Raw genomic sequence first — 22,807 nt, 5'->3', positions numbered from 1 at the left:
TCTACCCGGCCGGTGCGGGTGCATGCCCGACCGATCGTGATGATCACCAGTGCGCGAGGTGATGATCGAACTGGATACGATCCGGAGATGGCGGATCCCTGGCGCAACCGGGCGCGGCGCGTCGTGGAGAACCGGCGGTTGTTGCGTCCGGTCGGCGACGGACGACCGCACTACGTTGTGTGCGGCCAGGACCCGCTCGCGTACCACGTGGTGAAGGCCCTGCTCGGCGCGGAACTCTCGGCCGCCCGACCCCGGGTGACGGTGATCGTGCCGCGACGCCGCCGGCTGGACGGGCCGGAGATCCGCAAGCTGCCGGGGATCAAGCTGGTCGAGGCCGACCGGCTGGACGAGTACGCGTTCCGCAAGGCCGGCCTGCCCGGCGCGACCGGCCTGGCGCTGCTGCACCAGGACGACGTCGGCAACATCCACGCCGCGCTCTGCGCGCAGGCGGTGGAGCCGCGGCTGCGGGTGGTGCTGCGGATGTTCAACACCGGCCTGGCGAAGGGGGTGCGCCGGCTGCTCCCGGACAGCGAGGTCCTCTCCGACGCGTCCATGGCGGCACCGGCCTTCGTGGCCGCCGCGCTCGGCGAGGTGGCACCCACCCACTTCCGGCACCGGGGCCGGACGTTGTACGTGGCCCGGCGCACCGATGTCCGCCCGGAAGACGTGGTGTGCGGGCTGGCCGACACCAGTGACGCCGGCCGGCCGCGGATCCTGCCGGACGACCTCGACGGGTCCGACCTCGTGTTGGCAGAGGCGAACGGGCAGCCAGCCGGCACCGAGGTGGCCGCCCGGCGGATCGCCCGGGACCGGCGTCGGCGCCGGCCCGCGCGGCTGGTGGGACGAGCGGTCCGTTCGTTCGCCACCCGCAAGATCGGCATTGCCACGTTGGTGGTGCTCGCCGTGGTGGTGGTGTTGGGCGTGGTGCTCTCCGCCACCCGGCACGAGCTGGGGATTGGCAACTCCCTCTATATGACCGTGGTGATGACCCTGAGCGGCGCCGATCCGGAGATCAACCAACCGTTGCTCGCGAAGATCATGCAGGTGGTGCTGACCGTGGCCGGGCTGGCCCTGGTGCCGCTGCTCACCGCGGCCGTGGTCGACGGGATCGTGAACGCCAGGCTCGCCCTGGCCAGCGATCGGCTGCCGCCGTACCGCGAGGGCCACATGATCGTCGTCGGGCTCGGCAACGTCGGCACCCGGGTGATGGCCCAGTTGCACGACCTCGGCATCGAGGTCGTGGCGATCGACAAGGACCCGAACGCACGCGGCGTGCCGATCGCCCGACAACGGGACATTCCGCTGCTCACCGCTGACGGGGCGCTGGCCGAGACGCTCGACCTGGCCTCGGTCCGCACCGCCCGCGCCCTGCTGGTGCTCTCCACCGACGACGTCACGAACCTGGAGGCCGCGCTGAACGGCCGGATGGTCCGTGAGGATCTACGGGTGGTGCTGCGGCTGTTCGACGGTGACTTCGCCGCCCGGATCCAGCAGGGTTTCAACATCGGCGTCTCGCGCAGCGTGTCCTACCTGGCCGCGCCCGCGTTCGCCGCGGCGCTGCTGAACCGGGCGGTGATCGCCACGATCCCGGTGCAGCGGCACGTGCTGCTGATCGCCGAGGTCCCGGTGGCGGCCGGCTCGGCGCTTGTGGGTCGTCCGGTGCGGGAGGCCGGTCGGGCCGAGGCAGTCCGGGTGATCGCGGTGACGCGGCGGGACGCGACCACCGCGGCCTGGTCCCCGGCGGCGGGGACCAGGCTCGCCACCGGGGATCGGCTGACCGTGGTGGCCCGTCGGGCCGGGCTGAGTTGGTTGCTCAAGCAGGCCAGCCCGGTCGTCGTGGCGCCGCGGCCGGGCGACCCGCCGTAACCGGCCGCGCGGCGCCCAACCGACGGGGCGGCGTCCGTGTCGCGGTGGCGTCCGCGGCCCGTCAGGAGACCGGCGCGGCGGCGCCCAACACGGCCTGCTCGTCGGGCTTGTGGGTGAGCACGTCGCTGAGGTACGAGTGGACCGCCGGGCCCATGCCGACATCCCGGCCGGACTGCTCGGAGAGCAACCACTTGTGCTCGATGATCTGCGCGAAGATCTCCTGCGGCTCCAGCTTGCGCCGGAGCGCGGCGGGGACCGCCCGGACGACCGGTTCGAAGACCTCGGTGAGCCAGCGGTGCGCGGCCTGCTGCTCGTCGACCAGGTCGCTCTCCGCGCGGTACGCGTCGAGGTCGTTGAGCAGCCGGCGGGCCTGGTTCTCCTCGGCGTCCAGGCCGGTGAGCCGGAGCAGCCGCCGGGTGTGGTAGCCGGCGTCCACCACCTTGGGGCGGACCAGGTACCGCCCGTTGTCGATTGTCGACATGGCCACCTCGGCGACGTCGAAGCCGAGGTCGTTGAGCCGGCGGATGCGGCCCTCGATGTCGTGCCGGGCGTCCCGTTCGATCTGCTGCTCGTACGTGATCTCGTGCCACAGGCCCTCGTAGCGGCGCACCACCTCCTCGCAGACCACCTCCGGGTCGATGGACTCGTGCAGCAGCCCGGCGGCCTGCAGGTCGAGTGCCTCGCCGAAGATGTTGACCCGGGCGATCTCCAGGTCCTCGCCGCGCTGGCCGTTGGAGAGCCGGCTGTGCAGGGCGCCGGTCTCGGCGTCGACCAGGTAGGCGGCGAACGCGCCGGCGTCCCGCCGGAACAGGGTGTTGGACAGCGAGCAGTCACCCCAGAAGAAGCCGGTCAGGTGCATCCGGACCAGCAGCGCGGCGAGCGCGTCGAGCAGCCGGGTCATCGTATCCGGACGCAGGGTGTGCGAGAACAACGCCCGGTACGGCAGCGAGAACTGGAGGTGCCGGGTGATCAACACCGGGTCGAGCGGCTCGCCGTTCTCGTCCTCCCGGTCGGCGACGATCGCCACCGCCTCTACGGACGGGAAGTCGATCCGTTCCAGCGCGCGCAGCAGGCCGTATTCTCGCTCGGCCACCCGTTCGCCGGTCTCCTTGACCGCGTACACGGTGTCACCGAGGCGGACAAACCGGACGATGTGCCGGGAGATACCCTGGGGCAGCGCCACCAGGTGGTCGGCGGGCCACTCCTCCAGCGGCGTCGACCAGGGCAGGTCGAGCAGCGCGGGGTCGATGAGGGCTGAGGTGATCCGCACGTCCCCAAGCATGACCCCTGTCCCCGCACGGACGCTCGTCACCGTGTCCGGCGCCACACCCACCGCCGGCCACCCTGTGGTTGATCAAGAGCGTTGCGTCAAAGATCGGCGGCCGACGCGACGCGAACCTCTTGATCAACAGGAGGGGAGCCGGGGTAGCGTGGGTGGGTGCGCGACGGCCCGGTGGTACGCGAGAAGCTCCGGTCCCGGTCGGTGTGCCCGGCCGGTTGGTGGCCGGACGCGGTGCTGCTCGTGGCCCTGCTGGCGCTGACCGTCGCGCTGGCCAACGGGCACCTGTTCGGGTGGGACCGGGCCGTCGCGGACTGGGCCGACACGCACCGGCCGCCGGCCGCGTACTGGACCGCCCGGATCCTCAACTATCTGGGCCAGGGCACTCCGCTGCTGCTGATCGCGCTGGGGTTGGCCGGGCTTGTCGCGTGGCGTACCCGATCGGTCCGCCCGGTGCTGCCGGTGCTGCTCACCGCCGCGTTGATCTACCTCACGGTGGCGCCGCTGAAGATCCTCACCGCCCGTCCGGCGCCGAGCGCCGACGTGCGGGAGCCGTTCCTGCCGCCGGCGCAGACGTTGCCGCTCTTCCAGCACGACCTGCCGCTGAGCTACGCGCGGTCGTATCCGTCCGGCCACGTCACAAACACCATCCTCTGGTACGGGGTGCTCGCGCTGCTGCTGGCGGCGCTGCTGCGTACCCTCGGCCGGTCGCTGCCGGACGGGCTGGTGACCCTGGTCCGGGTGCTGCCACCGGCGGTCGTCTTCGGCACCACCACCTATCTCGGCTGGCACTGGCTGACGGACTCGGTGGCCGGCCTGCTGCTGGGCCTGATCCTGGACCGGCTGCTGCACCGGGTGCCATGGGACGACGTGCCGTTGCCCGGCCGGCTGGGGGAGTGGACCCGCCCCGCGCTGTTCCGCGAGGACCGGCCCGAACTGTTCGGCGAGGGCCGGACCGAATAAGCCATCCGGGCCATGCGTCCTCTCCGCCGGCCGATCCCGTCAGACGGGTGACGCGGTCGGCAGCCGATCGACCGCCGGTTGGCGACGGAGGGGCATTGGGTGGATCGGGCCCACGAAGAGGAGTACGTCGAATTCGTCTCCGCGCGGATGGCGTCGCTGCGGCAGGCCGCCTATCTGTTGTGCGGCGACCCGCAGCGGGCCGACGATCTCTCGCAAAACACGTTGACGAAGCTCTACCTGAAATGGAATAGAGCACGGGTCGCCGTGAACCGGGACGGCTACCTGCACCGCATGCTCGTGCGGACTTTCATCGACGAGCGCCGGCTCGCCTGGTCGCGGGTCCGGTTGACGCCGCGTCCCCCGGAGCGGGCGGCGAAACCCGAAGTCGACATCGAGACCAGGGATGTCGTCCTGCGGGCACTCGAACAGGTGCCCAAGGGGCAGCGGGCGATGTTGGTCATGCGTTTCCTGTGTGACCTGCCCGTCGAGGACGTGGCGAAGGCGATGCGCTGCTCGCCCAGCAATGTGAAGTCGCAGACCGCGCGGGGCCTGGCCACCCTGCGTCAGGTGCTTGAAAAGGCCGGCGTATCGGCGTCGGCAAGTGGCCACCGGATATCGGTGAACGTGACGGGAGATTCTCATGCCTGAAGATCAGGGCAGACCGGCCGACATCAAGGCGCTGTTCAGGAACACCACCGCACCAGCGGGTCGGATCGACATCGATGCGGCGATCGGCGCGGGACGACGCATCCGGCGTCGCCGGCGGGCGGTGGCCGGTGCCGCGTTCGCCGCCACGGCGGCGCTCGCGGTGGTCGGTGTCGCGTTGCCGGCGGCGCAGCCCGGCGGCGGCTCTCCCGTCGCCGGCCAGCGGGCGGCGGGATCCGTGCCGACGGCCGAAACCTTCGCCCTGGTGTCGTTGACCGCCCCGCAGGCGAACCTCTCCTGCCGGGTGGATCGGCTGCGGGATCCGGCGGGAAGTCGCGAGATCGAGGCCCTCGGGAGTGATCCCACCCTGCGCTACGTTGTTGGCCAGCAGGCGCACGGGGACGGCGGTACGCGGCCCATCCTGTGGGCCGACGGCAGGCCCCAGGCGCTGAGGGTGACGGATTCCGCCGGCCGCGAGCCGATATCCGCTCAGCCGACGGACGTGAACTCCGCCGGACTCGTCGTCGGGTCCGGTACGCGGCGCGACAGGACCTCGTTCGCCTGGACCCACCGGCAGGGCCGGTCGGTTCCGCTCGCCACGCCAGCCGGATACACCTCCGCCCATGCTTCCGGGGTCAATGATCGGGGGGACGTCGTTGGTAACGCCTTCAACGATGACGGTGGGGACGGGGTGGCTGTCGTCTGGCCGGCCGGCGACGCGACGGCCCGGGTGTTGCCGGCGCCGGACGAGGCGACGAAAGGCTACTGGGCCGGGGACATCGGTGACGACGGGACCGTCGTCGGCAGCGTCGGAGACGGGGAGGCCGCCTACCGGTGGAAGCCCGACGGCACCGGTGCGGAACTGCCCACCGCCGGCAAGCTGGCCAGGGGCAAGGCGATCTCGATCGCGGGCGATTGGGTGCAGGGCTGGGGCGACGCCCAGGGCGAGCGGAAGGTCGTTCCGGCGCCCGGCGCGAAGGGCACCACCTCCGGCCGGAGCGCCGCCCTGCCCGTCGTGTGGAACCTGGCCACCGGCAAGGCGATCGCCTGGAAAGGGCTGGAGGAACCCGAAGTCAACGGGGCGGTCAGCCGGACCGGCCGGCTGGCCGTGGCCTCCGCGCACCGGGGGGAGCCGATCCTCGTCGCCGACCAGGGCGCGGTGAGCCGGATCGCGGGATCCGAGTCGGTCATGCCGGTCGGGATCAGCGCGGACGGCCGGCGGGTGCTCGGCGAGCCGCTGCCCGCCGCGACCGACCAGCGTGTCGCGATCTGGAGCTGCTGATGGGACGGGGGATACGTGCCAGCCTGACGGGTCTCGCGGCGGCGCTGTTCGTGGTCGCGGCGGGAGGAGTGGCCGCCAACGCTGGGGCGGACACCGGCCCGGCCGGCGGGCCTCGCCCGTCGGTGCTGCCGGCCGGCAAGACCTATACCGTCACGTTGCTGACCGGTGACGTGGTGACCGTCCACAGCAGAGGATCCGGCTGCCCGACGGTGAGCGTCGAGTCGGCCAGACCGGACTCGATGCAGCGGCGGTCCTGCGGACCGGACGGCCATGTCCGGGTGATCCCCGCCGAGGTGGCGGGGCTGCTCGGCTCGACGCTGGACGAGTCGTTGTTCGACGTCACCAGCCTCATCATGCAGGGGTACGACGACGCCAGCACCGACACGCTGCCGTTGATCGTCACCGGCGTCGACGGGAACGCATCGGGGGCCCGGTCGGCGACGGATCCGCTGGCTGCCGGCCTGCGCGCGGCGCGCCCGTTGAAGGTGATCGACGCGATCGCCGGTCGCCAGCCGAAGGCGAAGGGGGCCGAGTTCCTGCGGGCCGTTTCCGCCCGTGCGACCAGCCAGCGCACCGCGAAACCGGCCGGGGACCGTACCCGGATCTGGCTGGACGGGCGGGTCAGGGCGACGGGCGTCGCTGCGGCGGCACCGGACGTCGCGGTACCGAGGAGTGCGCCGTCCCCGGCGTCCGCCGAGGGGCAGTTGGACCGCAACCTGCGCCAGGTCGGCGCACCGGCGGCCTGGACCGCCGGCTACACCGGGCGCGGCACCACCGTCGCGGTGCTGGACACCGGCGTGGACGCCACCCACCCGGACCTGGCCGGCAAGGTCGCCGAACGGGCGGACTTCACCGCCGAGGGCGGGGACGCCGGTGACCGACATGGTCACGGCACCCACGTGGCCGCCACCATCGCCGGCACCGGCGCGGCGGCCGGCGGCGAACGGCGTGGCGTCGCGTACGACGCGCGACTGCTTGTCGGCAAGGTGCTGGATGACCGCGGTGAGGGCACAGACTCTCAGGTCATCGCGGGCATGGAGTGGGCAGCCCCGCGAGCCGACGTGGTCAACATGAGCCTCGGCGCTTTTGCTGACAGTGACGGCACCGACCCGGTGTCTCTCGCCTTGGACGAGCTGACGGCGCGGCACGGCGCGCTGTTCGTGGTGGCTGCGGGCAACGACGGTCCGTTTCCGGTCTCCGCACCGGCGGCGGCGAAGTCGGCCCTTACCGTCGGCGCCGTCGACGCGTCCGACAAGCTCGCCGGCTTCTCCCGGCATGGACCACAGCCCAACACCTGGGCCGCCAAGCCGGAACTGGTGGCACCAGGGGTCGACATCGTGGCTGCTCGTGCCGCGGGCACCTCGATCGGCCGACCGGTCGATGACCATTACACCGCCGCGTCGGGCACCTCGATGGCGACGCCACACGTGGCCGGAACCGCCGCGCTGCTCGCCCAGCGTCATCCGCAGTGGACGTCCGGGCAGCTCAAGGCCGCCCTGGTGGGTGGGGTCGACCCACTGACAGGCACCGCGGGCGATGCGTACCGGGTCGGGGCCGGCCGGGTGAACGCCGCGCGCCCGCTGACCGACGTGACCAGCGCACAGGGGTTGGTCACCCTGGATCCTTTCGCCTATCCGCAGCAGGGCACCACCCGGGCCAGCCTGGGATGGCACAACGCCGGCTCCGGTCCGGTGACGGTGACCCTGAAGCTGTCGGTGCGGGACTATGCGGGGAAGACCGCGCCGGACGGTGCGGCGAGGTTGTCCACCGGCACCGTCACGATCCCGGCCGGCCAGGACGGTAGCGCGGTGCTGGATCTGACGCGAGCCGCGTTCGCGGGTCGTCCCGGCCTCTACACGGCGAGGATCGTCGCCGAGACCACCGGCGGCGGTCGGCTGGCTGAGACGGTGCTGCCGTTCTACGTCCAGCCGCGCAGCTTTGATCTCACCATCACGGCCGCAGGTCTGGCGAACCCGACACCTGGCGCCGACGCTCGCGCCTACGCCACGGTGGTGAATCTGAACGACCCAGCTCTCTATTACCGCAATACGTGGATTGGCGAGGGCGCCGGATCGGTGACCATCCGGGTGCCTGCTGGTCGATACAGCGTGATGGGGGTGGTCAGCGAGTACGACCCGGTCGCTGGCGAGCAACGCGGCACACTTGGTGGCGACGCCGATGTCACCGTTACGGCGGACACTTCGGTGCTGATCGACGGAGCGGGTGGCAAGCCGGTGACCGCCAGCGTCGATGGGTTCGACACGCATCAGGCATACGTCAATGTCTCCTTTCTCCAGACGTCGCCCAGTGGCGTCGAGTGGTACGACGGGGTGAGCGCTAACGGCGCCACGGCCGCCGCGGCGGGGGTCCGTGTGCAACCGGTCGACCGGCCGGGCGTTGGGACTTTCCAGGCGTATACCGGGTTCTCGCTGCAGGCGACCGATTCGAATCCGAGCACCCGGGTGTACGACCTGATCCGCCCGCTCGGCGGTAGCATCCCCGCCGATCCGACCTACCGGGTGACCTCGGCCGAGCAGGCGAAGCTCGCCCGGATCGACCAGCGTTTTCACCGGCTCGACATGGCGGGCAGCACCACCGGCCACCAGCGGTACGGGTTCAGCCCCGAGGGGTTGTACATGGTGGAACAGCGGAGTCCGGAGGTGCCGGGAACCCGGGCCGACTACGTCACCCCGGGTTACGAATGGACGGATAGGACGTTGTTCGACGCCGAACTCTCGTTTCCCTCCGACGTTTCGGAGGCGTCGCGCCGGTATGCCGCGGGCAGCGTCCAGCCGAAGGCATGGGTACGGCAGCCGTTGCGCCCGGACTGGTACGACGATCCGGCAGCGCCGGCGATCTCCTGTAACCCGGTCCCTCCCAACCGTTCCCGGGGCATCATGTTCGTCGAGCTGGTGGACCTGACCGACGAACATCAGCGGTTCGACTGCGTGGGCGGTGGCTGGGACGGCTGGGACGAGAACACCAAGCGGAAGCTCCGGTTGTATGAGGGCGGCCGCCTCGTCGGCGAACACGCCGAGTCGTTCGGTGACTTCACCGTGCCGCAGAAGGCCGCGAACTACCGGCTCACCTACGATCTGGACGCCAGCGCGCTGCTGCCGGTCTCGTCGAAGGTGAACACCGCCTGGACGTTCCGGTCCACCGGTCCGACCGGCACCGGGACCGTCCCGTTGTCGCTGCTGTCGGTGGACTACGAGTTGCCGTTGGATCTCAACAACAAGCCCAGTCCGGTGGATCGGGCGGCGACGTTCAGGGTCCACCAGGCGCTCGGGGTCGCCACCCAGCGGGTCACCTCGTTCAACCTGTGGACATCCACCGACGCCGGTGCGACCTGGTCCGCCGTGCCGGTGACGCGGGGCGACGACGGGCGGTTCACCGCCCAGTTGCCCCAGCCGGAGAAGGGGCAGGCCGTCTCGCTGAAGGTCAAGGCCGCCGCTGACGGAGGCAGCGGGATCGAGCAGAGCATCATCGACGCCTACCGGGCCGGATAGCCTCGGGGCTCTTTTGATCAAGAGGTTTGCGTCGGATTCCGTGCCGGATCTGACGCAAACCTCTTGATCGTCGCGCCGAGGGGGGTGCGAGACAGGGGGAGTCAGTCGATCCAGGTGCCGGCGCGCATTACCCGGACCACCCGCAGGTCCTCGTCGAGTTCGACGAGGTCGGCCCGCCAGCCAGGAAGCAGGGAGCCGATCTGGTCGTCGATGCCCAGCGCCCGCGCCGGGGTGGCCGAGGCCATCCGGCAGGCGTCCGGGATGGCGATTCCGGCGCCGACGGCACGCCGCAGCGCGGCGTCCATGGTGAGCGTGCTGCCGGCGATCGCGCCCGACTCCTCGTCCTCGCCGGCCGTGGCCAACCGCGCCACTCCGTCGGCGACGGTGACGGCTTGCCCGCCCAACTCGTAGGCGCCGTCGGGCATGCCTGCGGCAGCCATGGCGTCGGTGACCAACGCGGCCCGGTCCGGCCCGGTGGTGGCGGCGGCGAAGGCCAGCGTGCCGTCGTGCATGTGCACCCCGTCGGCGATCAGTTCACAGATCACGTCGGGCGCTGCGAGCAGCGCGAACGCCGGGCCGGGTTCGCGGTGGTGCGGCGGGCGCATGCCGTTGAAGACGTGCGTACCGACGGTCGCGCCGGCCTCGATGGCGGCCCGGGTCTCCTGGTACGTGGCGTCGGTGTGCCCCACGGCGGCGACCACTCCCCGGGAGACCAGCATTTTGATCATCTCCAGGGCACCGGGACGCTCGGGCGCGACGGTGACCATCCGGACCGAGCCAGCGCCCAGGTCGAGCAGCTCGGCCAGCTCTTCGGGCGCGGGATCGCGCAGGTACTCCGGATTCTGCGCGCCGCACCGGGCAGCGGCCAGGTACGGGCCCTCGAGGTGGATCCCGGCGAGCACCCGCTCGGCGACCAGCGGCGCGTACCCGGTGACCGCCTCCCGGATCAGCTCGATCGGCGAACTGACCAGGCTGGCCAGCATGGTGGTGGTGCCGCGGGCGAGGTGGAAGTCGGCGGCCCGGCGGGCCGACTCGGGGTCGGCGGTGGTGAACGTGTGTCCGCCGCCGCCGTGCGTGTGCATGTCGACGAAGCCCGGCACGATCCAGTTCCCGTCCCGGACGGACGGGTACTCGGCGACGGCGATGATCCGTTCACCATCGATCTCCACGCACCCCTGCTGGATGACCCCGGTCGGTGTCACCACCTGGCCGTTGACCCGCAGCACCATCAGGAACTCTCCAAACTGTCGAGGGCGAGCAGGGCGGCGCCGAGGCAGCCGGCCTCGTCACCGAGCGTCGCGCCGACCAGTCGGGGTTCCCGGTGGAACGTGAGCCGCCGGTGGAGCGCGCCGCGCAGCGGACCGAGTAGCTGATCGCCGGCCTCGGCCAGCCCGCCGCCGACGACGATCACGGAGACGTCGAAGAGCGTCTGCCCGGCTAGTAGGCCGTCGGCGAGCGCTTCCACCGTATCGGACCACACCCGGGCGGCATCCGGGTCACCCGCCTCGGCGAGGCGGGCGACGTCAGCCGCCGTGCTCGGGGTGCCGCTCGGCGGCTCTGCGGGCCGCCGGGACGTGGCGGCTTGCCGGGACCTGGTGGCCCCGCGGGCTTCGGCGGCCCGCTGGGTTTCCGCGTATCGGCGGGCGACCGCGGCGGCCGAGGCCACCGCCTCCAGGCAGCCCTGCCCGCCGCACCCACAGGGCGGGCCGCCGGGGCGTACCACGAGGTGACCCAGTTCACCGGCGGCGCCGTGCGCGCCGGCGGCGGCCCGGCCACCGACGACGTGGGCGGCCGCGATGCCGGTGCCGATGGCGACGAACAGCACGTGGTCGTGGCCGCGCCCGGCACCGAGCCGGGCCTCGGCGAGCCCGCCCGCGCGCACGTCGTGCCCGAGCGCCGTGGGCAGGTCCAGGTGCGTCGCGACCAGGTGCCGCAGGGGTACGTCCCGAAAGCCCACATTGGCCGACCAGCGCGCCACACCGGTGGCCTCGTCCACCACGCCGGGGACCACGACGCCGGCGGCCAGCGTTCGCCAACCGGCGGCGCGGGCTCGGTCGGCGAGCCCGGTCGCCACGGCGCGGATGGTGTCCCGGACGGCCGCCGGGCCACGATCGGCGCCGGTGGGGTGGCGTTCGGCCCACAGCACGGTGCCGTCGACGCCGACGATGGCGGCCTTGATGCCGGTCCCCCCGACATCCAGCGCGATGACGGTATCCGTCATCCGGTCAGGACGACGGAGCGGGTGAGATGCCGGGGCGCGTCCGGGTCGAGGCCCCGGCTGGCGGCCAGGGCGATGGCGAAGCGCTGGGCGAGGATCAGGTCGGCCATTGGGTCGAGCGGGGTGCGGCCGGCGGCCCACCGGCCGAGGACGGTGTGGCAGCCGTGGGTGCGGCTGTGCAGGAATACGGCGCCGGTGGCCTCGACGTCGTCCGCGAGGCCCGGTGGTACGGCCCCGAACGCCCAGACGAGCCGGCGCGGGCCGGCGATCGCGATCGGACCGTGCCGGTAGTCCATCGCCGGGTACGCCTCGGTCCAGAAGTTGGCGGCCTCCCGGCATTTGAGGGCGGCCTCGTGGGCCAGTCCGACGGTCCATCCCCGGCCGAGGAAGGTGATCTGCTCTACGCCGGTGGGTGGCACTGGCACCGGTGCCCGGACCGCCACCTCGGCGTCGGCGGCCAGCTTCTGGAGATCCGCGCCGAGGTGGGCGCGGAGCAGCGCCAGCGCGGTCGTGGCGAACCGCGTCTGCACGAGGGCCCGCTCGTCGGCGAACGGCAGCGGGATGCCGGCCGTGGCCAGCTCGACGGCGGGCGCGGCCGGGTCGCCGACCAGGACCGTGCTGGGCACCCCGCGCAGTGCCGTGAGCAGGTCGACGACCTCGGTGGTGGTGCCGGAACGACTGATCGCCAGCACCCGGTCGTACCGGCGTCCGGTGGGGAACTCGGATGCCTGGAAGGCGTCGGTCTCGCCCTGCCCGGCACCTTCCCGCAGCCCGGCGTATGCCATGGCGACAAACCAGGAGGTGCCACAGCCCACCACCGCGACCCGTTCGCCGGGGCGGGGCAGCGCGTCGGCGTGCTCGTCGGCCAGCCGGCCGGTGCGCAGCCAACATTCCGGCTGGCTGGCGATCTCCGCCTCGACGTAGGCCATGACCACTCCTCGTGCTGCGCGAAACGGTTCAGTTCCATCGCCTTTGGTGCATCATTCTGCGTGAGGCGGGCCAGGCGTGGCAACAGTATGGGCGATCGCGCAGGTCAGCCGTTTGCGTAGCGTAGTTTCGCGCACTATCGTGCACGCAATCCATCACCGTACGTGCAGGGAGGGTCGGGTGGACCGGTACGCCAGATGGAACACCCTGCTCGAACTGCTCACCGACAGCGGCCGGGTAAGCGTGGAGGACGCCGCGACCCGGCTGGGCGTCTCCCAGGCCACCATCCGCCGCGACTTCGACCAGCTCGCCCAGCAGCAGATGATCACGCGTACCCGGGGTGGCGCGGTGGCCAACGGCGTGTCGTACGACCTGCCGCTGCGCTACAAGACCGCCAAACACTCGGCCGAGAAGCAGCGCATCGGCGCGGCCGCGGCGGCACTGGTGTCGCCGGGCATGGTGGTCGGCCTCAACGGCGGCACCACGAGCACCGAGGTGGCGCGCGCGCTGGCCGTACGGGCCGACCTTAACACCAGTGCCGAGGGTGCCCAGCTCACCGTGGTCACCAACGCGCTGAACATCGCCAACGAGCTGCTGGTCCGGTCCCGGATGAAGGTGGTGGTGGCCGGTGGTGTGGTGAGGCCCAAGTCGTTCGAGCTGGTCGGCCCGCTCGGCGGGGCGTTGCTGCGCGAGGTGACCCTGGACGTGGCGCTGCTCGGGGTAGACGCGGTGGATCCGCAGCTCGGCGCGGCGGCCCACCACGAGGGTGAGGCAGCCATGAACAACCTCATGGTGGCCCGGGCGAAGCGGGTCGTGATCATCGCCGACTCGTCGAAGCTCGGTGGCCACGCGTTCGCCCGGATCTGTCCGGTCGAGCGGATCGAAATCCTGGTCACCGACTCGGGCGCCGATCCGGGGACGGTCCAGGCGTTCCGCGACGCCGGAACGCACGTCATCTGCGCATGAACGGGCACTTGTCGCTCCGCTGGCCGTTGCCGCGCGTGCTCCGGCAGGCGAATCTATCCGAGTAGGTCGATTAGGGTTCCCGTGCCGGCTTTCCGGGCTTGTTGGTAAACCGCCCAGGACAGGGCCAGGTCCTGCCATGGCATTCCGACTGGGGTGTACACGCTGGGCCGGTCGGATTGCGTGGTCGCGGATAGCTCGCCGCGAAGAACCTGCCCGATGGTGCCGTGGCAGTGCTCCGCGTCAAGTCCAGCGGTACCAAGTGCGCCCCCGGCGAGGGCAAGTTCGACATCGTCGACGACAACTCGACTGCTGGCGAGCAGGTCTGGTGACAGTTCGGCCTTGCCGGGCTCGTCCGCTCCCAGCGAGGTCAGGTGCTGCCCGGACCGCACCTGCGCGGAGTCCAGCAGGGGAGTGCGGGACCAGGTGGCCAGGACGATCACATCAGCGGCGGTGGAAACCGCTGCCGCGTCGGGCTCGACCAGCGCGGTCAACTCGGCGGCGCGGGCGGGATCCAGGTCGCTGGCCACGATCCGGTCCCATTGCCGCAGGTGACGCAGCCCGGCCAGCGTTGTTCGTGCTTGCGCGCCAGCACCAACGAAGCCCAGTGTCGTTGCTGATGGGGCGGCCAGGGTGTGGGTGGCCAGCGCGGCGGCCAGCCCGGTGCGCCAAGCGGTGACGGTGGCTGAGTCGAGCAACGCGAGTAGTTCTCCGGTATCTAGATCATGCAGGCAGACCACTCCGCGCAGGGCGGGCGACGCTCCGGGGAACTTCGCGTTGACCTTGACTGTGTATGCCGGCGTGTCGGCCAGTAGGCCAGGCATCAGGCACGTTGCTGTGCCTGGTCCGGGTAGGTCGGTGCGGGCCCGCAACGGCGCGGGGTCGGTGTCGGCGGCGCGGAATCCCTCGGCTAGTAGATCCAGCGCTGCGTCGAGTCGTACGGCCGCACTGATGTCGCTGCGGGAGAGGACAATGGTCACCGGACCAGTCTGAACGGTGGTTCGGGCATCGCTACTGCGGATAACAGAGTATTGTCGCTCCCGTCGTATCAATGCCGAGCCGGGAGCGTCAGTGACGGCCGTACTGGAAATAAAAGGGCTGCGGAAGACGTACCGCAGCAGACGCCGGGGGGTCCGGCGGGCGCTGGACGGGTTCGACATGGAGGTCCAGGCCGGACAGGTGCACGGCTTCCTCGGGCCGAACGGTTCCGGGAAGACCACCACGCTGCGGACCCTGCTCGGCCTGATCGCCGCCGACGGGGGCCGGATGGCGGTCCTCGGCGAGCAGGTGCCGGCCGCGTTGCCGCGGGTCGCCGGTCAGGTGGGCGCCATCGTGGAGAGTCCGCAGTTCTTCCCCCACTTCTCGGCGCGGGACACCCTGTCCCTGCTGGCCGGGGCGGGCGAGGTGCCGCAGCGCCGGGTGACCGAGGTGCTGGAGCTGGTCGGGCTCCGGGAGCGGGCCAAGGACCGGGTCAAGACCTACTCGCTGGGCATGAAGCAGCGGCTCGCCGTCGCCTCCGCCCTGCTCAAGGATCCGAAGCTGCTGATCCTCGACGAGCCGGCCAACGGCCTGGACCCGGGCGGCATCCGGGAGATGCGCTCGCTCATGCGGGACCTCGCGGCCTCCGGCATGACCGTGGTGCTCTCCAGCCACATCCTCGGCGAGGTGCAGCTCATCTGCGACTCCGTCACCATCATCTCGCTCGGCCGGCGGGTCGCCGCCGGGCCGGTGGCCGAGGTGCTCGCCCAGCACTCCGGCGGCGGTCACCTCGTCCGACTGGAGGCGGTCACCGACCTGCCCGCCGCCGCCGACGAACTCACCCGCGCAGGTGCGCAGGTCACCGTCGCGGCCGACCACCTGATGGTGCGCGGCATGGACAAGCCGGCCATGATCACCCGGGCGCTCGCCGCCCGCGATCTGTACGTTAGCGAACTGGCGCCGGTCACCGCCGACCTGGAGAGCGTGTTCCTGGAGCTGACCGGCACCGCCCCGGTGCCCGGGCAACACCGCCAGGTCGACCAGTCCGCCCTGCCCGGCGACCCGGGCCAGGCCACGTCCGCCTCGACGCAGGGAGGGTGGGGCGAGTGAGCCTCTACCGCACGGAGTTGCGCCGGCTCGCCAAGCGCCGGCTCACCCGACTGATGCTGGCCCTGCTGTTTGTCGGCCTGGCCACCATCGTCGTGTCGATAAGCGTGGCCAGCCAGAAGATCGGGCCGGACCAGCTCGCCGCCGCCGAGGTGCGAGCCGAGGCCAACTACCGGGAAGCCGTCGGCTATCACGAGCAGTCGATCCGGGACTGCGAGGCGGCCAAGGAGCGCGGGGAGGACATGAACCGGTTCCCGCCGGACTGCGGCAAGGAGTTCAGCCCGCGCCGGGAGGACTTCCAGGCCGAGTGGTTCCTGCCGTACCAGTTCGAGTTCCGGGAGGACTTCGGGATCTTCGTCTCGGTGTTCGCCGGCATCACGGCGCTCATCGCGTTCATCGTCGGGGCGTCGTACGTGGGTGCCGAGTGGAACTCCGGCGGCATGATGAACCTGCTGCTGTGGCGGCCGAAGCGGCTTTCGGTGCTGTTCACCAAGCTGGCGGCGCTGCTGACCGGCGCGCTCGGCGTCACCGTGCTGCTCGGTGCGCTGTGGACCGTCGCCTTCTGGCTGATCGGCAGGTACGACGGGATCACCGGCAAACTCACCACGGGGGTGTGGAAGTCGATCGGCCTCACCGGCGTACGCGGCGCCGCCATGGTGCTGATCGTGGCCGCGATCGCCTTCGGGCTCGCGTCGTTGGGCCGGCACACCGCGATGGCGCTGGGTGTGGTCGTCGCCGTCGGGGTGGTCAGCGAGATCGGGGTTCGGGTCGCGATGGCCGTCGCCGGGGTACCGTTCGGCGACCGCTATGTGCTCTCCTCGTACGCGCTGGCCTGGTTCAACAAGCAGTACACGCTCTTCAACTACGAGTCCTGCAACTTCGCGGTCTCCGGCGAATGTCGACCGGCCGAGCTGGTGCTCACCTGGCAGCAGTCGGGCGTGCTGTTCGGCATCGCGACCGTGCTGGTGCTGGGTGGCGCACTGTGGACGATGCGCCGCCGCGACGTCACCTGAGACGGGGGTGGGGCGGGCCCCTTCCCACTCGCATTTTCGCCCAGGGAAGGGGCCCTTGTCGCGCACGCGAGCAGGGTGTCGGCCGCCGGGACTAGCCTGAAGACCCGCCCCCGACGCAGGGAGTGTCATGGCGCCACCTGCCGACGCTCCGGCTGGCCGCCGGACCGTCCCACCGTCCGCCGAGGTTCCGGCTGGTCGCCGGACCGGATCGTCTTCCGAGACCCCGGCCAGCGGCCGGTCGGGTCCGCCGTCCGGACCCGAGGCCGGTACGCCGGTCGCCGTTCCAGCTCCTCGTGAGGGTGGTGGTCCAGCCACGGCGTGGAACGACGACGCCCTGCCCAAGGCGGAGACCGAGGACACGGACGCGGAGACCGAGGACGCGGAGACCGAGGACGAGGGCAGGGGGGGCGCCGGCGGGACGCCCGGGGCCGGCACGGAGCCGCCGGCCGGGCCCACCCTGACCGAGCGGGAACGCCAGATCCTCGACTTCGAAGGCCGCTGGTGGCGGCACGCGGGCGCCAAGGAGCAGGCGATCCGGGACACGTTCGACCTCTCCGCGACCCGCTACTACCAGCTGCTCAACGCGCTGTTGGACAATCCAGCCGCGTTGGTGGCCGAGCCGGTGCTGATCGGCCGGCTCCGTCGGTTGCGCTCCACCCGGTCCCGTAACCGGCGCCGCTGACAGAGAGTCGCGACCAGGCAGGCTGGCGAGCGCTGGTGCCACCGGGCGCTACCGGCATCCTGGACGAGCGCCGGTCTCGGTGGTGCGGGGGCCGGCCCTATCTCTCGTACGTCCGGAGGCCGTTGCCCATGGCGAAGAAGGTCGGCGCCCACTCGCCCACGAAGATCCCCCACCGGTCGGCCCGGTCCACCCCGGCGTGCTCGAACCGGTTGGAGAGCATCCAGCTGACGAACGAGATTCCGATGCTGGCCATGCCCGCGATGTAGCAGTGTTCGGCGCGTAGGCCGAGGTCGTGCATTTTCTTCAACATCCCGCGATCCCCCATCTCGCTGGTACCACTCGTTCCGACGCTACGCCCCACCGGCCGCCCGTCGGGTCGATTCCGCCAGCTCGCAGCGGTACGTGGGGCCCGTGACGGCGATCGGCGGCCTATGGTGATCGGGTGGCCGCGGCACACATCCTGGAGGTCGCCGGCCGGCAGGTGACGATCACCAACCCGGAGAAGGTGATCTTCCCGGCCGGTGGGCATTCGAAGCTGGACCTGGTCAACTACTACCTCGCGGTGGCCGACGGCGCTCTGCGTGGCGTCGGCGGTCGCCCCATGGTGCTCAAGCGGTTCGTGAAGGGCATCGCCGAGGAGGCGTTCTTCCAGAAACGGGCGCCCGGCAAGCGGCCCGACTGGATCGAGGTGGCGGAGCTGAAATACGCCTCGGGCCGGTCCGCCGAGGAGGTGGTCGTCCGGGACGCCGCCGCGCTCGCCTGGGTGGTCAACCTGGGCTGTGTCGACCTCAATCCCCATCCGGTACGCGCCACCGACCTCGACCGCCCCGACGAGCTTCGGATCGATCTCGACCCGGTGCCGGGAGTCGAGTGGCGGCAGATCCTCGACGTCGCCCTCGTGGTCCGGGAGGTGCTCGCCGACCACGGCTTGACTGGCTGGCCCAAGACGTCCGGTTCCCGAGGGTTCCACGTGTACGCCCGGATCGAGCCGTCCTGGTCGTACCCGAAAGTTCGACTTGCCGCCGAGACGGTCGCCCGCGAGGTGGAGATCCGCGCTCCCGAACTGGCCACCAGCCGCTGGTGGAAGGAGGAGCGGCAGGGGGTCTTCGTCGATTTCAACCAGAACGCCAAGGACCGCACGGTCGCCTCGGCGTATTCGGTCCGGCCCACCCCCGACGCCCGGGTCTCGACCCCGCTGACCTGGGATGAGGTGCCGGGCTGCCGCCCCGGAACGTTCACCCTGACCACCGTCGCCGACCGGTACGCCGAACGGGGCGACCCGTGGGCGGGGATGGACGACGAGGCCGGGTCCCTGGAGCCGCTGCTCGACCTGGCTGACCGGTTGGGCCCCGCCGAGAAGCCACCGGGTGCCCGCACGAGTGGCCGGCAGCCTGGCGGCGGGCCGGGGAGTGGCCGGCAGCCTGGCGGCCGGCGGCAGTCCGCCATGCCGTTGATCGAGATCGCCCGGGCCCGGACCAGGGAGGAGGCGCTCGCCGGGCTGGACCGCTGGCGGGCCAGGCATCCGGCGGTGACGCCGTACCTCGAGCCGGCCGACACGCTTGTGGACGGGATGCGGGGGAGCAGCTCGCTCTGGTACCGGATCCGGATCAATCTCCAGCACGTGCCGGTAGCGGAACGACCCGAGCAGGAGCCGTTGGAGGTGGACTACGACCCGTGGGCGGGCCGGTCACCCGGACCGTAGACTCAACCGCCGTGGCGGGTGACGTGCGGCTGACGCCGGTTGACGAACAGACCCTGGAACCGTTGCTGTCGGTGGCCGTGGCCGAGGCCGATCCCGACGAGGTGATGCCGCCGGTGCAGGCACCGGCCGGATGGTCGCAGGCGCGGCGGGACGCGTTCCGAGAGTTCCACCGAGCCAGTTACGCCGGCCTGGACGGGCCGACCCGCACGATCATGTATGCGATTCTGAATGCGGGGCAGGTGGTCGGCATGATCCGGATGACCCGTACCGACAATCCGGACACCGCCGAGACCGGCATCTGGTTGGGACGGTCGGCGCGCGGGCAGGGAGTGGGCGTGGCGGCGCTGCGGGCGTTGCTCGACGAGGCGGCGGGCGCCGGCGTGAAATGCCTGGTCGCCAACACCACCACCGACAACAGCGCCGCGTTGAGCGTGTTGGGTCGGTGCGGCGCCGTGCTCCGCCAGGACGGCACGGCGGTACGCGCGGAACTGCATCTCGAATAGCCGTCAGCCGACGATCCGGTTCTCCCAGGCCCAGGCGGCGGCCCCTTCGCGATCTTGGGCTTTTGGCGCCGACAAAAGGAGTGAACCGCCTCGTAAAGGGAGCCCAAAGCGCAAGATCGCCGGGAAGAGGGGCTGGGGGCGGAGGTCAGGGGCGGTGTTGATCGGCGTACGCGGCCAGCCAGGCCACCTGGGCCGGGTCCAGGGAGGGGCGGACCCGGCGCCGGGCGGTCGCCACGTGGGCAGCGGTCACCGTGGACGCCGCCAGCGACTCGCGCATGGCCGCCAGCGCCGACTCGCGGACCAGCGCCGCGCAGTCGGCCGCCGAGAAGCCGTCCAGGTCCGCGGCGAGCGCCGTCAGGTCGACGTCCTCGGCCAGCGGCACTGGACGCGCGGCGGCCCGCAGGATTTCGGTACGCGCCATGGCGTCCGGCGGTGGCACGTACACCAGCCGTTCCAACCGGCCGGGCCGCAGCAGTGCCGGATCCACCAGATCCGGCCGGTTGGTGGCGCCCACCACGACCACGTTGCGCAGCGCCTCCACCCCGTCCAACTCGGTGAGCAGAGCGGCGACCACCCGGTCGGTGGTGCCGCCGTCGGTGGCCTGGCCGCGTACCGGGGCGAGCGCGTCCACCTCGTCGAGGAAGACCAGCGTGGGTGCCGCGTCCCGGGCCCGGCGGAACAGTTCGCGGACCGCCCGCTCGCTCTCCCCGACCCACTTGGACAGCAGCTCGGCGCCCTTCACCGACAGCACGTTCGCCCGCCCAGTTCCGGCCAGGGCGGTCACCAGGTAGGTCTTGCCGCAGCCGGGGGGTCCGTAAAGCAGCACCCCGCGCGGCGGCTGAACCCCCAGCCGGGCGAAGGTGTCGGGATAGGTGAGCGGCCACAGCACCGACTCGGTCAACACCTCCTTGACCTCGGCCATGTCGCCCACGTCGTCCAGCGTGACCTCGGCCAGCTCCAGGGTGGCGGAACTGGCCATCGACGTCGGCCGGACCACCTCCAGCGCCGCCGCGAAGTCGGCCGCGGTCACCACCGGGGCGTCGGCCGACTTCTGTCGAAGCGCCGCGCGGACCCCGGCCTCGCGAGCCAGCGCGGCCAGGTCGGCGGCGACGAATCCGGGGGTACGGGCGGCGATCTGGTCGAGCCGGACATCGTCCGCCAGCGGCACCTCCCGGGTCAGCACGGTCAACTGTTCCCGGCGCAGCGCCGCGTCGGGCAACGGCACCGCGATTTCCAGGGAGAGCAGGTCGGGTGCGCGCAGGGCCGGGTCAACCGCCTCGGGTCGGCTGGTGGTGCAGACCACCGCCGCCCCGGCGCGGACCGTCTCGGCCAGGAGCTGGCGGAACACGGTTGCGACCGGACCCGCGGTGTCCCTCGGCGCCAGCGCGTCCACGTCGGCCACCAGCAGCACCGCCGGCCCTTCCGCGTCCACCACCGACCGGACCGCCTCCCGGAGCCGGCCGGCGGCGGAGTCGTTGGCCAGGGCGGCGATCTCCGGCGCCCACAGTGTCACGAGGCGCGCCCGCACCACCGCTGTCACCGCTCGGACGAGCGCGCCCTTGCCGGAACCGGCTGGCCCGGTGAGCAGCACGCCGAGCGAGACCGTGGTGCCCAGCCGGCCCAGCACCTCCCGGTGGTGGAACCCGAGGTCGAGCAGTTCGGTCAGCTCGTGGGCCTGGGCGCGCAGCCCCGGCAGGTCGTCCAGGGCGGGAGCCGGCTCGGTGTCGAACGGGGTCGAGCCTGCCGGGGTCGACCCCGGCGCGGATGGGGTGCCCGCCGTCGCCGACCCGCTCGTGCCCGTCGCTGGCCCGGCCGTGCCGGGCGGGAAGCCAGCCGAGGCCGACCCGGCCGCCGGCCGCGGAACGAGGCCGGTCGAACCGTGCGTCACCTGGCCGTCCTGCCAGCCGACCACGGTATCCATGGTGACCAGGGCGGCGCCGTCGGACGGGTCCACCTCCGTCACCGTCAGCAGGGCGCTCGTCCAGCCGTACCCGACGGTGTTGGCCAGACGTCGCCGGGCGGCCTCGACAAGCGCTCGGGCGCCCGCGTCCGGCAGCACGTCCTGCGGCAGGAGGGACACGTCGTCCGCCACCGTGACGACCTTGCCGAGCAGGGCGAGACGCAGCATCTCCGGTGAGACGGCGGCAACGGTCTCCGCCGGCCCGGTGAGGCTGACCCGGGTCGCCGCCCGCACCGGCGCCGGGGCCACGGTCACCTGGCCACCGTCGCGGACACCGAGGTTGCCCAGGATCAGGTCGTCGGCGTACAGCAGGGCCCGGCTGGCGGTCGGTTCGGCTCGGGCCGCGAGGCCGGCCGTCCGGCGTCGGCCGGTCAGCGTCACCGGATCGCCGGGACGCAGCCCGAGGGCGGTGAGCACCTCCGGGTGCAACCGGACGATGCCGCGCCGGGCGTCCAGCGCCGCGGGTCGCAGGCTGGCCGTGAGGGTGAGATCGGGCTCCGCCACCCGCCGAGACTATCCGCCGGCGCGGAGCCGCCCGCGCTGGTAGCGGCCGGTCAGGCGAACAGGACTGCCACCGGCCTGTCCCCGAGGCCCTAAACCTGGTGCGGATCGTCGGGCGCCCGGAGCAGATCCGGATCGCGCCGGATCAGTTCGGCCAACCGGGCGGCCGACTCGTTGGTGTCCTGCTCCGAGGCGGGTGCCGGCACCCAGACGGAGGGCGGGGGCACCGGCAGCGACCGGTAGGTGGTGGAGGCGTTCGGCTGACCGGGCGGAGTGCCGGCGGACGGCAGGTCCGTTGGCGCATCGGGGGACGGCAGGTCGGGGGGTGCCGCGTCGGGCGGCAGGTCGGGTGGCGCCCCGGCCGAAGGCATCGGCAACGGCTGGTCGTCGGCGGACACCACCACCTCGCCGCCGGACCATTCCACCCGGACACCGGCGCCCTGCACCCCGTCCTCGGCCCACAGTGTGACCCGTACCCCGGGATGCTGCGCCACCACTCGCCGGACGGCCTCGACCAGGTCGTCGAGGCCGGAGCGCTGGTTGTCCGGCGCCTCGGCCGCCCGGCGCCGCTGCAGCCGTTCCATGCGGGCCATCCGGGCCAACGCGTCGTCCAGTTCTCCTCGCATCGGCCTCCCTCCCCGCATCAAGTCTGCCGGGTCACGGCTCGGGCGACACCCGCCGTGGAGAGACCGGTGACCGGACGGTCGGT

Annotated in this window: 19 protein-coding genes; 11 read left to right on the top strand and 8 right to left on the bottom strand. The window is 71.9% G+C overall.

Annotated features, from left to right (window positions below):
• Positions 1-87: 87 nt before the first annotated feature.
• The gene (locus ACFQUZ_RS25750) at positions 88-1,866 is read left to right on the top strand and encodes an NAD-binding protein (RefSeq protein ID WP_377446592.1); all 1,779 of its coding nucleotides are present in this window, start codon (positions 88-90) and stop codon (positions 1,864-1,866) included.
• Positions 1,867-1,927: 61 nt separating this feature from the next.
• Here the strand turns inward: ACFQUZ_RS25750 and ACFQUZ_RS25745 are convergent, their stop codons facing one another.
• A complete protein-coding gene (locus ACFQUZ_RS25745; protein ID WP_377446590.1) occupies positions 1,928-3,136 on the bottom strand; it encodes a DUF4032 domain-containing protein in 1,209 nt (402 codons plus the stop codon).
• Between the two features lie 168 nt (positions 3,137-3,304).
• On the opposite strand from ACFQUZ_RS25745, the gene ACFQUZ_RS25740 reads away from it, so the two are divergent.
• From ACFQUZ_RS25740 to ACFQUZ_RS25725, 4 genes are all read left to right on the top strand, one after another.
• Positions 3,305-4,108, top strand: a complete 804-nt coding sequence (locus tag ACFQUZ_RS25740; RefSeq protein ID WP_377446588.1) for a phosphatase PAP2 family protein — start codon at positions 3,305-3,307, stop codon at positions 4,106-4,108.
• 99 nt (positions 4,109-4,207) lie between these two features.
• Entirely contained in the window at positions 4,208-4,756 is a 549-nt protein-coding gene (locus tag ACFQUZ_RS25735; RefSeq protein WP_377446587.1) for a SigE family RNA polymerase sigma factor, read from the top strand.
• Positions 4,749-6,035 carry a hypothetical protein gene (locus tag ACFQUZ_RS25730; protein WP_377446586.1) on the top strand — a complete coding sequence of 429 codons (1,287 nt, stop codon included), beginning with the start codon at positions 4,749-4,751 and terminating at the stop codon, positions 6,033-6,035. The genes ACFQUZ_RS25735 and ACFQUZ_RS25730 overlap by 8 nt, the downstream gene beginning before the upstream one ends.
• A complete protein-coding gene (locus tag ACFQUZ_RS25725) occupies positions 6,035-9,544 on the top strand; it encodes a S8 family serine peptidase (protein ID WP_377446585.1) in 3,510 nt (1,169 codons plus the stop codon). Before ACFQUZ_RS25730 ends, ACFQUZ_RS25725 begins: the two co-directional genes overlap by 1 nt.
• Positions 9,545-9,645: 101 nt before the next feature.
• Here ACFQUZ_RS25725 and nagA read toward each other — a convergent pair whose 3' ends face one another.
• From nagA to ACFQUZ_RS25710, 3 genes are read right to left on the bottom strand one after another with little or no spacing between them, the layout of a single operon-like run.
• Positions 9,646-10,773: an N-acetylglucosamine-6-phosphate deacetylase gene (nagA, locus tag ACFQUZ_RS25720; RefSeq protein WP_377446584.1), complete on the bottom strand. Its 1,128-nt coding sequence runs from the start codon at positions 10,771-10,773 to the stop codon at positions 9,646-9,648.
• Positions 10,773-11,765 carry an ROK family protein gene (locus tag ACFQUZ_RS25715; protein ID WP_377446583.1) on the bottom strand — a complete coding sequence of 331 codons (993 nt, stop codon included), beginning with the start codon at positions 11,763-11,765 and terminating at the stop codon, positions 10,773-10,775. The genes nagA and ACFQUZ_RS25715 overlap by 1 nt, the downstream gene beginning before the upstream one ends.
• Positions 11,762-12,691: an SIS domain-containing protein gene (locus tag ACFQUZ_RS25710; protein ID WP_377446582.1), complete on the bottom strand. Its 930-nt coding sequence runs from the start codon at positions 12,689-12,691 to the stop codon at positions 11,762-11,764. The genes ACFQUZ_RS25715 and ACFQUZ_RS25710 overlap by 4 nt, the downstream gene beginning before the upstream one ends.
• Positions 12,692-12,869: 178 nt before the next feature.
• Between ACFQUZ_RS25710 and ACFQUZ_RS25705 the strand changes: the two genes are divergently transcribed.
• Positions 12,870-13,655, top strand: a complete 786-nt coding sequence (locus ACFQUZ_RS25705) for a DeoR/GlpR family DNA-binding transcription regulator (protein ID WP_377446581.1) — start codon at positions 12,870-12,872, stop codon at positions 13,653-13,655.
• A 53-nt stretch (positions 13,656-13,708) separates the two neighbouring features.
• Here the strand turns inward: ACFQUZ_RS25705 and ACFQUZ_RS25700 are convergent, their stop codons facing one another.
• Complete coding sequence (locus ACFQUZ_RS25700; RefSeq protein WP_377446580.1) at positions 13,709-14,632, bottom strand: ornithine cyclodeaminase family protein; 924 nt, start codon at positions 14,630-14,632, stop codon at positions 13,709-13,711.
• Positions 14,633-14,723: 91 nt separating this feature from the next.
• Between ACFQUZ_RS25700 and ACFQUZ_RS25695 the strand changes: the two genes are divergently transcribed.
• The 3 genes from ACFQUZ_RS25695 to ACFQUZ_RS25685 all read left to right on the top strand — a co-directional run bounded on the left by ACFQUZ_RS25695 (position 14,724) and on the right by ACFQUZ_RS25685 (position 17,432).
• On the top strand, positions 14,724-15,740 hold the full coding sequence (locus tag ACFQUZ_RS25695) for an ABC transporter ATP-binding protein (protein WP_377446579.1): 1,017 nt from the start codon (positions 14,724-14,726) through the stop codon (positions 15,738-15,740).
• Complete coding sequence (locus tag ACFQUZ_RS25690; protein ID WP_377446577.1) at positions 15,737-16,750, top strand: ABC transporter permease subunit; 1,014 nt, start codon at positions 15,737-15,739, stop codon at positions 16,748-16,750. The genes ACFQUZ_RS25695 and ACFQUZ_RS25690 overlap by 4 nt, the downstream gene beginning before the upstream one ends.
• Before the next feature lie 127 nt (positions 16,751-16,877).
• Positions 16,878-17,432, top strand: a complete 555-nt coding sequence (locus ACFQUZ_RS25685; RefSeq protein ID WP_377446576.1) for a DUF3263 domain-containing protein — start codon at positions 16,878-16,880, stop codon at positions 17,430-17,432.
• Positions 17,433-17,529: 97 nt separating this feature from the next.
• On the opposite strand, the gene ACFQUZ_RS25680 is transcribed toward ACFQUZ_RS25685, so the two are convergent.
• Complete coding sequence (locus ACFQUZ_RS25680; protein WP_377446574.1) at positions 17,530-17,742, bottom strand: hypothetical protein; 213 nt, start codon at positions 17,740-17,742, stop codon at positions 17,530-17,532.
• Between the two features lie 132 nt (positions 17,743-17,874).
• Here ACFQUZ_RS25680 and ligD point away from each other — a divergent pair, with 132 nt between their 5' ends.
• A complete protein-coding gene (gene ligD, locus ACFQUZ_RS25675) occupies positions 17,875-19,134 on the top strand; it encodes a non-homologous end-joining DNA ligase (protein WP_377446573.1) in 1,260 nt (419 codons plus the stop codon).
• An 11-nt stretch (positions 19,135-19,145) separates the two neighbouring features.
• Entirely contained in the window at positions 19,146-19,637 is a 492-nt protein-coding gene (locus ACFQUZ_RS25670) for a GNAT family N-acetyltransferase (protein WP_377446572.1), read from the top strand.
• Positions 19,638-19,782: 145 nt separating this feature from the next.
• Here ACFQUZ_RS25670 and ACFQUZ_RS25665 read toward each other — a convergent pair whose 3' ends face one another.
• Complete coding sequence (locus tag ACFQUZ_RS25665) at positions 19,783-22,101, bottom strand: AAA family ATPase (protein ID WP_377446570.1); 2,319 nt, start codon at positions 22,099-22,101, stop codon at positions 19,783-19,785.
• 89 nt (positions 22,102-22,190) lie between these two features.
• A complete protein-coding gene (locus tag ACFQUZ_RS25660; protein ID WP_377446568.1) occupies positions 22,191-22,724 on the bottom strand; it encodes a hypothetical protein in 534 nt (177 codons plus the stop codon).
• Between the last annotated feature and the right edge of the window lie 83 nt (positions 22,725-22,807).

The sequence above is a fragment of the Plantactinospora sp. GCM10030261 genome (genome assembly GCF_042666615.1).
GTDB lineage: Bacteria > Actinomycetota > Actinomycetes > Mycobacteriales > Micromonosporaceae > KBS50.
The sequence above is the reverse complement of the archived record's forward strand: the minus strand, read 5'-3'. Positions and strand labels throughout refer to the sequence as shown.